Raw genomic sequence first — 10394 nt, 5'->3', positions numbered from 1 at the left:
AAACAAAAGGCGGCTCAAAATTGAACCGCCTTTTGGTATTACATGACCTTAGTGAGCGACTTTACTTGCGCCTTCACTCTTTTGCAAAGCTGCAGCTTCCGCTTCTTCAGCAATTTCATCCCATTCAATTGGCTCAGGTGTACGAACCAAGGCGTGATGCAACACATCCCGTACGTGGGATACAGGAATAATCTCCATACCATCTTTCACGTTGTCAGGAATATCGCGCAGGTCTTTTTCGTTTTCCTGAGGGATCAACACCGTTTTGATCCCACCCCGCAATGCCGCCAATAGTTTTTCCTTCAAACCACCGATCGGCAGAGCATTACCACGAAGCGTGACCTCGCCCGTCATTGCGATGTCCTTGCGGATCGGGATGCCCGTCAAAACAGACACAATCGACGTCACCATCGCCAGACCAGCAGAAGGCCCATCTTTCGGTGTCGCCCCTTCTGGTACGTGCACGTGGATGTCCCACTTTTCGAATTTTGGTGGTTTCACCCCAATCTGAGGAGCAATGGAACGCACGTACGAACTGGCCGCATCGATGCTTTCTTTCATAACATCGCCTAGTTTGCCCGTCGTTTTCATCCGCCCCTTGCCCGGTAGACGCAACGCTTCGATGCTAAGAAGCTCTCCACCAACAGATGTGTACGCAAGACCCGTGACAACGCCAACTTGGTCTTCCTTTTCCGCCAAACCGTAGCGGAATTTTTTGACACCAAGATAGTCATCAATGTTGTCGGCAGTAACCGTGATTTCTGTCTCTTCGTTTTTCACAATTTTAGTGACCACCTTACGGGCAACTTTACCAATTTCCCGTTCAAGATTTCGCACACCAGCTTCGCGTGTATAGACGCGAATGATCTCTTTCAATGCATCATCCGTAAGCGTGAATTCAGCAGGTCTCAAACCATGGTTCTTAACTTGCTTTTCGATCAAATGCTGTTTCGCAATCTCGAATTTTTCGTCTTCAGTGTACCCAGCAAGCGGAATAATTTCCATGCGATCCAACAATGGGCCCGGCATGTTGTACGAGTTCGCAGTGGTCAAGAACATCACGTTGCTCAAGTCGTACTCCACCTCAAGGTAGTGGTCGACGAAAGTCCCGTTCTGCTCAGGATCAAGTACTTCAAGCATCGCAGATGCCGGATCGCCTCGAAAGTCCTGTCCCATCTTGTCGATTTCATCGAGTAAAATCAGAGGGTTCGTCGTTTTCGCTTTTTTCAAGGCTTGGATAATCTTGCCCGGCATGGATCCGATGTAGGTGCGGCGATGACCCCGAATTTCGCTCTCATCGCGCACCCCGCCTAAAGAAATACGGATAAATTCACGGCCCGTTGCCCGCGCAACTGACTTTCCAAGCGACGTCTTACCAACACCGGGGGGGCCAACAAGACACATGATAGGGCCTTTTAGCTTTTTCGAACGTTGCTGGACTGCGAGGTATTCAACTATGCGTTCTTTGACCTTCTCAAGACCGTAGTGATCTGCGTCCAGAACCTGTTGCGCTGCAATCAAGTTCTTTTTCACGCGACTTTTTGTGCCCCAAGGGATGGCCAGTATCCAATCAAGATAGTTGCGCACGACCGTGGCTTCCGCACTCATCGGGCTCATGTTTTTGAGCTTTTTGATCTCGGCATCCGCTTTTTCACGGGCTTCTTTGCTGAGCTTGGTCGCGTTAACTTTGCCCTCAAGCTCGGTTACTTCGTTTTGACCCTCTTCGCCATCGCCAAGTTCCTTCTGAATGGCCTTCATTTGCTCATTCAAATAGTACTCGCGCTGCGTCTTTTCCATCTGGGTTTTGACGCGGGTCTTGATCTTCTTTTCGACTTGTAGAACGCTCAATTCGCCTTGCATCAAGCCGTAAACTTTTTCCAAACGTTCGCTGACTGACAAGGTTTCCAGAAGATCTTGCTTTTGATGCACTGCAATGCCCAAGTGACCCGACACAAGATCAGTCAACTTAGCAGGATCATCGGTTTCCACGACAGAAGCCAACGCTTCTTCGGGAACATTCTTTTTCACTTTGGCATAGCGTTCGAATTCAGTGCCAATCGTGCGAATGAGCGCTTCAATCGTAGTCGCGTCGCCCGGCATTTCTGTCAGGTACTCGGCGCTGGCCTCAAAGAAGCTATCGTTTTCAAGGTATTCAGTGACGCTTACACGTGCTTGTCCCTCCACAAGGACTTTAACCGTTCCGTCGGGAAGTTTTAGCAATTGCAAGACGTTGGCAATGACACCCGCATCAAAAATACCATCAACCTGCGGATCATCCTCGGACGGATCACGCTGTGCAGCGAGTAGAATTTGCTTGTCTGCCGCCATTACCTCTTCCAAGGCGCGTACAGATTTTTCACGGCCTACGAAAAGCGGCACGATCATATGTGGGAACACCACAATATCGCGCAACGGTAGCACCGGATAGGATGAATTAAGGGGCTCTTGCATGCTCTGTCCTTACTATTGGCAAGACAATCTGACCCCGCTTTGCGGCAGTCCTGATCGTCTCCTACTTTGGTATAGATACATGGGGCGCGACGGCGCTAGTTTCAAGCGACTTTATTGTGCTGGCTTCGATAAAAGTGGCACAAAGCGTCAAGATCAAAGCCGAGCAGATGAGTTGCATGTTTGTCATGCCCGTCTCTTTAGCAAGCAAACCTTTCCCAGCCCTTAATATTGCTGAACTGCTTCTAAATAGGCTCAATATCGCCCTGCGCCCGCGTTTCGTGGAACGCAACTTGCCATGCGTCAAACGTACCTGCCCCAATCGCATCGCGCATGCCCTGCATCAAATCCTGATAAAAGTGCAGGTTATGCCACGTCAAAAGCATGCCAGAAATCATCTCTTGGCTTCGGAAAACATGGTGTAGATAAGCGCGGGAATAGTTTGTGCAAGTGGGACAAGAACAGCCTTCATCCAGCGGGCGCGGATCATCAGCGTGGCGCGCGTTTTTGATGTTCAATTGTCCACGACGCGTCCAAGCCTGGCCTGTGCGGCCCGAACGCGATGGAAGCACGCAGTCCATCATATCAATGCCACGCGCGACGGCACCAACGATGTCATCGGGTTTGCCGACACCCATCAAATAGCGCGGCTTATCCACAGGCAGAATGTCAGGCGCATATTCAAGAACGCCGAACATCGCCTCTTGGCCCTCGCCCACGGCAAGGCCGCCAACCGCGTAGCCATCAAATTCAATTTCTTTGAGTTTTTCAGCACTTATTCCACGAAGCTCTCGTGTTACGCCACCCTGCTGAATGCCAAACAAGGCATGCCCCGGACGATCCCCGAATGCATCGCGTGACCGCTGCGCCCATCGCATGGACAGCTCCATCGACTTGCGCACATCCGCCTCTGTCGCGGGCAACGCGGGGCATTCGTCGAAACACATCACAATGTCAGACCCAAGCAGCGCTTGGATTTCCATAGAACGCTCTGGGGTCAGGTGGTGCTTTGATCCGTCGATATGGCTTTTAAACGTCACGCCCTCTTCGTTCAGCTTGCGCAAGCTCGACAGGCTCATCACTTGGAACCCGCCGCTATCTGTCAGAATTGGGCGATCCCAGTTCATGAATTTGTGCAGTCCCCCAAGACGATCAATGCGTTCAGCCGTTGGACGCAACATCAAATGATACGTGTTGCCAAGCAGGATATCCGCTCCCGTCGCGCGTACGCTTTCGGGCATCATCGCTTTGACGGTTGCGGCAGTGCCAACAGGCATGAAAGCGGGCGTTCTGATGTCGCCGCGCGGAGTGCTGATCACGCCAGTGCGTGCGCGCCCATCGGTGGCATTCAGAGTATATGAAAAGCGTTGTGTCATAGTGCGCGTCCTATATCCCTGAATTTGATTTGAAAAGTGTGCCTAAGTGTCTTTTTCAGCCCGTGCCAACGCTTTCGCAGCAACCGACGCGAAGAACAGTGCACCAATACAGGTCATCATTAGTAAAACACAAAAGACCCACGCGCCGTTTTCTGGTGTCAAAACCGCCCCTGTTATCGCGCTTCCTGCTGCGCCCATGGCAGTGGACATTGACGTGGTCAAACCAGAGGCGCTGCCAGCAAGGTCGGGTCGCACGCTCATCGCGCCCGTGTTAGCCGCAGGAATGCTGAGGCCGTTTCCGATCCCCATTGTCGCCATAAGCCCAAAGAAAACGACGGGGTGTGCTAAGTCAAAAGCAAGCAATGCCAGCGCGCAAATCGGTCCGATAATCGCAACCATCCGCCCCCAAATCATCATCTTTCCCAAAGATAAGCGTCCAGAAAAGCGACCCGTGAAAAAACTGCCTACAAAAAAACCACCCGCGATCGTGCCAATTGCCATCCCAACTTGGGCCGGTGCCAAACCAAATTGTGTGCTCGCAACCAGCGGCACACCAGCGAGAAATACGAAAAACGCAGTCACTGAAAAGCCAACAACCAAGGAATGGCTCCAAAACATCTGCGAGCGCAACACAATGCCGTACCCGATCACTTGCTCTTTAAAGCGAATACCTTTGCCCGGCGCTGTTTCTCCCAGGTCGAGCCAAATTAAAGCGACGCTGATGCATCCCATAATCGCATAAAGCCAAAAGATCGAGCGCCATCCAAGCGTTTCCTCAAGCAAGCCGCCAATCAACGGCCCAATCATGGGCGCAATTGCCATTGCCATCGCGATATAGCCTAGGATGCTGGTGCCTTTTCCGGGCGGATACATGTCGCGCACGATGGCGCGAGACAGGATCGACCCCGTCGCACTGGCCGCTTGCAACATTCGAAAGGCCAAGAAGGTTGTGAAATCCTCGGTAACAGCAGCGCCAACCGAGGCAAGCGCGAAAATTGCGAATGTAACCAATAAAACAGGGCGACGACCGAACTTATCCGACAAAGGCCCTAAAATGAGGCTAAGCAGTGCTGACAATACAAGAAATCCGGAAATGGCATAACTGATCGCGCCGTAGCTGACACCGAAATCCGCCGCCATTGATGGCAATGAGGGCAAGAAAAGGTTCAACGTCAGAACCGAGATTGCCGTTAGCAAGATCAAAGTTGTGCGCGTCGGCGGCGTTCGGGTTGGGTTGGATTGGTTCATACCACTATCCTTTGCCCTTTTAAGAAGCGCAACAAGACCAAAAGCACACGTGACATCGCGCCGCGCGCGTGCCCTTTACGTGCCCATAGCTAAACCCTATATAAATACTCAAGAACATAGATGAGGCAAAAAATGACCGACGCAACTGCGCCGCTTGAAGGCACCCCACTGATCGCTCCGTCCAGCACTGATCACCCTCTATATGAGGGCATTGTTGAAGCGTGCCGCACAGTTTATGATCCTGAAATTCCAGTAAATATCTACGACCTCGGTTTGATCTACACGATTGATATCAATGCCGAGAACGAAGTTAGCATTCTGATGTCCTTAACGGCACCCGGTTGCCCCGTCGCCGGTGAAATGCCTGGATGGATCGCAGAAGCGGTTGAGCCGATGGCAGGCGTAAAGCACGTCAACGTCGAGCTGATTTGGGAGCCCCCATGGGGTATGGAAATGATGAGCGACGAAGCCCGTCTTGAACTGGGGTTTATGTAAAGTCCCCAACCCGCGCTTGTGAAAACAGGCGCGCGGACTTACCTTTTGTCTACACTCTAATTCGTTAGGATCTGAACATGTTCGGCATTCCAGGCAAGCAAGCCGTCAGCATCACGCCAAAAGCAGAAGTGCAAATTGCCAAGTTAATGGCGAAAGAAGGCCATATGGGCTTGCGCATAGGCGTCAAAAAAGGCGGTTGTGCGGGCATGGAATACACCATGGATTACGTGAACGAAGTCGATGCAAACGATGAACTGGTTGAACAAAACGGCGCACGCGTCATGATCGCGCCGATGGCGCAGATGTTTCTGTTCGGAACCGAAATTGACTACGAAACCTCCCTATTGGAATCAGGCTTCAAATTCCGAAACCCAAACGTGACAGACGCGTGCGGATGTGGAGAGTCTATTAAATTCAAAGACGTCGAAGAATTGCAGGCAGACGCAGCCAAGATCTGATCTGGCGTCGGGTTTGGATGACCCACCCCCCTTTTTAATTTCGGAGCGCGAAACATGCGGCGTAAACTGGCAGCAGGCAATTGGAAAATGAACGGCACAAGCGCTGATCTAGCCCAGATCGAAGCGATTGCGCAGGCGCACACTGGGGCGTTGTCCGAAATCGTGATGGCGCCGCCAACGACCTTGCTACATCGCGCGTCTGAATTCACTAAAACGGGTCCGGTTACGTTAGGCGCTCAGGATTGTGACAAACACGAGAACGGGGCCCACACGGGCGATATTTCAGCCGAAATGCTAATCGATGCTGGCGCATCCTATGTGATCCTTGGCCACTCTGAACGCCGCGCAGATCACGCAGAACACGATGAAGATGTCAGTGCAAAAGCGCAAATTGCTTTAAAAGCTGGCATGCGCGTCATCATCTGCCTGGGCGAAGAACTGGAAGAACGCGAGGCTGAAAATACGCTTGATGTCATCGCCGGCCAGCTTGCAAGGTCAATCCCTGCTGACATTTCAGGCGATAGATTGGTTATCGCCTATGAACCTATTTGGGCCATCGGCACCGGTAAAGTTCCCAGTATTGAACAAATCGCAGAGGTGCATGACTTTATCCGTGCGCGGCTTGAGGAACGCTTTGGGTCTCGAATTGCCCGTTCGGTGCGCTTGCTTTATGGTGGTTCTGTAAAGCCAAATAATGCAGCGGCAATCTTTGCTGTTGATAACGTTGATGGCGCACTTGTTGGGGGTGCGAGCCTGATAGCGGATGATTTTTCACCAATCATCAATGCGCTAGACGCCAGTTAACGTAAGCGTTCGATCAAGGCCGCGTTCACGTCCGGCGTCACAAAATGCGACACATCCCCATCAAGGCGCGCAATCTCTTTAACGAGCTTGGACGCAATCGCCTGATGCTGTGCTTCGGCCATCAAAAACACGGTTTCGATTGAGTTATCTAGGACGCGGTTCATTCCAACCATTTGATATTCGTACTCAAAATCAGCAACAGCACGCAGGCCTCGGATGATGATCTGCGCGCCGACATCGCGTGCGCAATTTATCAGAAGGTTCTCAAACGGGTGAACAACAATCTCTGTTCCGGTTTGTTCAGACAATTCAGCACAAATTTGCTCGATCATCGCGACGCGCTCTTCAAGAGAAAACAAGGGCCCTTTGTCGCGGTTTATCGCAACGCCAATCACGAGCTTATCCACCAACGCACAAGCGCGGCGAATAATATCAATGTGACCCAAAGTGACGGGATCAAAGGTCCCGGGGTAAAGACCTGTTCGCATGGTCGCGCTCCTATTTCTTGAGGTGCACGCAACAATATTGCGCTGCCAAATGCAAGTGCGAACCTGTCACAGAGCCGCTTAATGCCCCATGATCATGCCTTGCAACGCATCTTTCTCCATCGAAAGCTCACTGAGGCGCGATTTAACAACGTCACCAATCGTGATCAAGCCAATCAATTTACCATCCTCAACCACGGGCATGTGACGAAAGCGTCCGTCTGTCATCTGCTGTAAAACTTGATCCGCCGAATCCGCACGTGTGCAAGTGACCAGCTTGGTCGTCATGAAATCATCCACCTTGCGTGACAGGCACCCTGCCCCGTGCGCCGCCAATTCCCGTACAATATCGCGTTCTGATAGAATTCCGTCCGCAGTTTGGCCCGCAGCAGACACAACAACCGTTCCAATTCGCTTATCTGCCAGAATTTGAGCCGCGTCGCGCACCAAAGTGCCGGGTTTGACAGTGACGACCGCATCACTCGCTTTCGAACTAAGAATTTGCTGCACTAGCATGAGCGGTTCTCCAATAATTTCATTGCGATATTTTTAGAATTCCCGCAAATCAACCTTCTGTCAAGCGACCCTACTCATTCAAGATTGCAGCAGCCTCAAGGTGCACAATTTCTGCGCGAATACCTGCCGCAAGCGCCTCCGCAAATCGGTTAAGCCGTTGTAACCGCCGATCAGAGTCGTGACGCACTAGGTAGAAACTACGAACTAGGCTGACGTCATCGACCAGTATTCGCGTCAATTCAGGTGCCGCAGGCAGCGCAAAATCATGCACAATGCCAAGGCCAGCCCCCTGCCGAATAGCATGAAATTGAACCGCGACAGAGTTTGATGCCAGCGGCACACGTTGCACACCAAGCGCACTTAAGTAGTCCAATTCCTTATCAAAAATCATATCAGGGATGTAGCCAATCATCCTATGCCCCTGTAAATCCTCCTTAGACTTGAGCGGTCCAGCACCGCGCAGATATGCAGGCGACGCCGCTAAATGCAGCTTATAATCACTTAGTTTCTGAACCGTTAAGCGCCCTGCCGTCGGCGCGCTGACTGTAATCGCCATATCAGCTTCGCGCTTGGACAGGTTCACCACCCGTGGAAGCGCTACAATTTGCACGTCCAGATCAGGATGCGCCTCAACAATCCGCGCGCAAACCTGAGGTAGCAGAAAGTTCGCACAGCCATCAGGTGCGCCAATACGGATCGTACCGCTGATTTCGCTTCCAGATGCAGCCCCCTGCACCATCAGATCGCCAGCAGCGCCCATCGCCTGTTCCGCCTCTTCGGCTAACGGTAAAAGCCGCGCACCAGCAGCACTTAATTCGTATCCCAATGGCGATTTAGCAAACAGCGGGGTCCCCATCCGCTGTTCTAAGCGCGCTATGCGTCGCCCCACCGTCGCAGGATCAATGCGCAATGTTTTTCCCGCAGCAGACAGGCTTTGCCCGCGTGCGACACCCAAGAATATCCGCAGATCATCCCAATTTTGTGCCACAGCGCACCCCCTCTGCAAAAATGCAAAACCCTTTAGGCTAATTGCACCTGTTCAAAGCATTTTTGCAAGATTAACCTAATGCCAATCAATCAAAGGATCGATCCATGCAAGAACTTACCCACTATATTAATGGCGAACACTTCAAAGGCACATCTGGCCGCTTCGCAGACGTCTACAATCCTGCGACAGGCGAAGTTCAAGCCAAGGTTCCCCTCGCAAGCGCCGAGGAGATGGCGCACGCCGTCGCGATCGCCGCCGAGGCACAGGTTGCTTGGGCTGCAACAAACCCACAACGCCGTGCACGCGTTTTGATGGCGTATGTTGGCCTGTTGAACCGTGACATGGACAAGCTGGCCGAAACGCTCTCGCGTGAGCACGGCAAGACGATCCCAGACGCGAAAGGCGACGTTCAGCGTGGCCTTGAGGTTGTTGAATATTGCATCGGCGCGCCTGAATTGCTCAAGGGCGATTACACCGACGCGGCTGGCCCTGGCATTGACATGTACTCTATGCGCCAAGCCCTTGGTGTGACAGCAGGAATTACGCCCTTCAACTTCCCCGCGATGATTCCAATGTGGATGTTTGCCCCTGCCATTGCATGCGGTAACGCGTTCATTCTCAAGCCATCCGAACGTGATCCATCTGTCCCCTTGATGCTTGCTGAATTGCTTGAAGAAGCGGGCCTTCCAAAGGGCATTATTCAAGTCGTGAACGGTGACAAAGTTGCGGTTGACGCGATCTTGCACGACGACATTATTCAGTCCGTTGGTTTTGTTGGCTCCACACCCATCGCAGAGTATATCTACGCAACAGGCTGTGCAAACGGCAAACGCGTTCAGTGTTTCGGCGGCGCTAAGAACCACATGATCATTATGCCCGACGCGGATATGGATCAAGCGGCGGACGCGCTTATTGGCGCGGGTTACGGTGCAGCTGGCGAACGCTGCATGGCGATTTCTGTTGCGGTTCCGGTTGGCGAAGACACTGCAGATCGTTTGATCGAAGCGCTGGTTCCACGCATTGAAAAGCTGAAAGTCGGTCCATATACATCAGGCGACGATGTGGATTACGGCCCCGTTGTAACGTCCGCGGCAAAAGCCAACATCGAACGTCTTGTGCAAACGGGCGTCGATCAAGGTGCGGAACTCGTTGTCGACGGTCGTGGCTTTAGTTTGCAAGGTTATGAAGATGGCTTCTTCGTGGGCCCACACTTGTTCGACCGCGTCACGCCAGACATGGACATCTATAAGTACGAGATCTTCGGCCCTATCCTTTCAACTGTACGCGCAGGTTCTTATGAAGAAGCCCTTAAACTGGCGATGGACCACGAATACGGCAACGGCACCGCAATCTTTACTCGTGACGGCGACGCTGCCCGTGATTTTGCAAGCCGCGTAAATGTTGGCATGATCGGCATCAACGTCCCGATCCCTGTACCACTCGCCTACCATACGTTTGGCGGCTGGAAGAAATCAGTCTTTGGCGACTTGAACCAGCACGGCCCTGATGCTTTCAAGTTCTACACACGCACCAAGACCGTAACAGCGCGCTGGCCCTCAGGCATTAAACAAGGCGG

Annotated in this window: 10 protein-coding genes; 4 read left to right on the top strand and 6 right to left on the bottom strand. The window is 52.3% G+C overall.

Features of this window, described 5'->3' with window-relative positions:
* Positions 1-48: 48 nt before the first annotated feature.
* The 3 genes from lon to QZ279_RS10875 all read right to left on the bottom strand — a co-directional run bounded on the left by lon (position 49) and on the right by QZ279_RS10875 (position 5072).
* Positions 49-2451 (bottom strand): endopeptidase La, encoded by a 2403-nt coding sequence (gene lon, locus QZ279_RS10885; protein WP_293450748.1) that lies wholly within the window; start codon positions 2449-2451, stop codon positions 49-51.
* Between the two features lie 242 nt (positions 2452-2693).
* Positions 2694-3824, bottom strand: coding sequence for a tRNA guanosine(34) transglycosylase Tgt (gene tgt, locus QZ279_RS10880; RefSeq protein WP_293450746.1), 1131 nt, complete (start codon positions 3822-3824; stop codon positions 2694-2696).
* Between the two features lie 42 nt (positions 3825-3866).
* Positions 3867-5072: a multidrug effflux MFS transporter gene (locus tag QZ279_RS10875; protein WP_293450744.1), complete on the bottom strand. Its 1206-nt coding sequence runs from the start codon at positions 5070-5072 to the stop codon at positions 3867-3869.
* Positions 5073-5204: 132 nt separating this feature from the next.
* Between QZ279_RS10875 and QZ279_RS10870 the strand changes: the two genes are divergently transcribed.
* From QZ279_RS10870 to tpiA, 3 genes are all read left to right on the top strand, one after another.
* Positions 5205-5567 (top strand): SUF system Fe-S cluster assembly protein, encoded by a 363-nt coding sequence (locus QZ279_RS10870; protein ID WP_293450742.1) that lies wholly within the window; start codon positions 5205-5207, stop codon positions 5565-5567.
* 77 nt (positions 5568-5644) lie between these two features.
* Positions 5645-6025, top strand: a complete 381-nt coding sequence (locus tag QZ279_RS10865) for an iron-sulfur cluster assembly accessory protein (protein ID WP_293450740.1) — start codon at positions 5645-5647, stop codon at positions 6023-6025.
* 54 nt (positions 6026-6079) lie between these two features.
* Positions 6080-6829 carry a triose-phosphate isomerase gene (tpiA, locus tag QZ279_RS10860; RefSeq protein WP_293450738.1) on the top strand — a complete coding sequence of 250 codons (750 nt, stop codon included), beginning with the start codon at positions 6080-6082 and terminating at the stop codon, positions 6827-6829.
* Here the strand turns inward: tpiA and coaD are convergent.
* The 3 genes from coaD to QZ279_RS10845 form a co-directional block, all read right to left on the bottom strand.
* Positions 6826-7317 (bottom strand): pantetheine-phosphate adenylyltransferase, encoded by a 492-nt coding sequence (gene coaD, locus QZ279_RS10855; protein ID WP_293450736.1) that lies wholly within the window; start codon positions 7315-7317, stop codon positions 6826-6828. The two genes, tpiA and coaD, sit on opposite strands and share 4 nt — an antisense overlap.
* Positions 7318-7395: 78 nt before the next feature.
* Positions 7396-7830: a CBS domain-containing protein gene (locus QZ279_RS10850; protein WP_293450734.1), complete on the bottom strand. Its 435-nt coding sequence runs from the start codon at positions 7828-7830 to the stop codon at positions 7396-7398.
* Between the two features lie 70 nt (positions 7831-7900).
* On the bottom strand, positions 7901-8818 hold the full coding sequence (locus QZ279_RS10845) for a LysR family transcriptional regulator (RefSeq protein ID WP_293450732.1): 918 nt from the start codon (positions 8816-8818) through the stop codon (positions 7901-7903).
* A 104-nt stretch (positions 8819-8922) separates the two neighbouring features.
* Between QZ279_RS10845 and QZ279_RS10840 the strand changes: the two genes are divergently transcribed.
* Positions 8923-10394 (top strand): CoA-acylating methylmalonate-semialdehyde dehydrogenase (locus QZ279_RS10840; protein WP_293450730.1); only part of this gene is annotated, 1472 nt, incomplete at its 3' end.

Source organism: Planktotalea sp. (assembly GCF_018607965.1).
Lineage (GTDB): Bacteria > Pseudomonadota > Alphaproteobacteria > Rhodobacterales > Rhodobacteraceae > Planktotalea.
Note: the sequence above shows the minus strand (reverse complement) of the source record. Positions and strands in the feature narration are given on the sequence as shown.

What these genes read in the sequence shown, in the direction of transcription:
- QZ279_RS10875 (WP_293450744.1), bottom strand. Translation starts at nt 5,072, where the DNA reads ATGAACCAATCCAACCCAACCCGAACGCCGCCGACGCGCACAACTTTG.
- coaD (WP_293450736.1), bottom strand. Translation starts at nt 7,317, where the DNA reads ATGCGAACAGGTCTTTACCCCGGGACCTTTGATCCCGTCACTTTGGGT.
- tpiA (WP_293450738.1), top strand. Translation starts at nt 6,080, where the DNA reads ATGCGGCGTAAACTGGCAGCAGGCAATTGGAAAATGAACGGCACAAGC.
- tgt (WP_293450746.1), bottom strand. Translation starts at nt 3,824, where the DNA reads ATGACACAACGCTTTTCATATACTCTGAATGCCACCGATGGGCGCGCA.
- lon (WP_293450748.1), bottom strand. Translation starts at nt 2,451, where the DNA reads ATGCAAGAGCCCCTTAATTCATCCTATCCGGTGCTACCGTTGCGCGAT.
- QZ279_RS10870 (WP_293450742.1), top strand. Translation starts at nt 5,205, where the DNA reads ATGACCGACGCAACTGCGCCGCTTGAAGGCACCCCACTGATCGCTCCG.
- QZ279_RS10850 (WP_293450734.1), bottom strand. Translation starts at nt 7,830, where the DNA reads ATGCTAGTGCAGCAAATTCTTAGTTCGAAAGCGAGTGATGCGGTCGTC.
- QZ279_RS10865 (WP_293450740.1), top strand. Translation starts at nt 5,645, where the DNA reads ATGTTCGGCATTCCAGGCAAGCAAGCCGTCAGCATCACGCCAAAAGCA.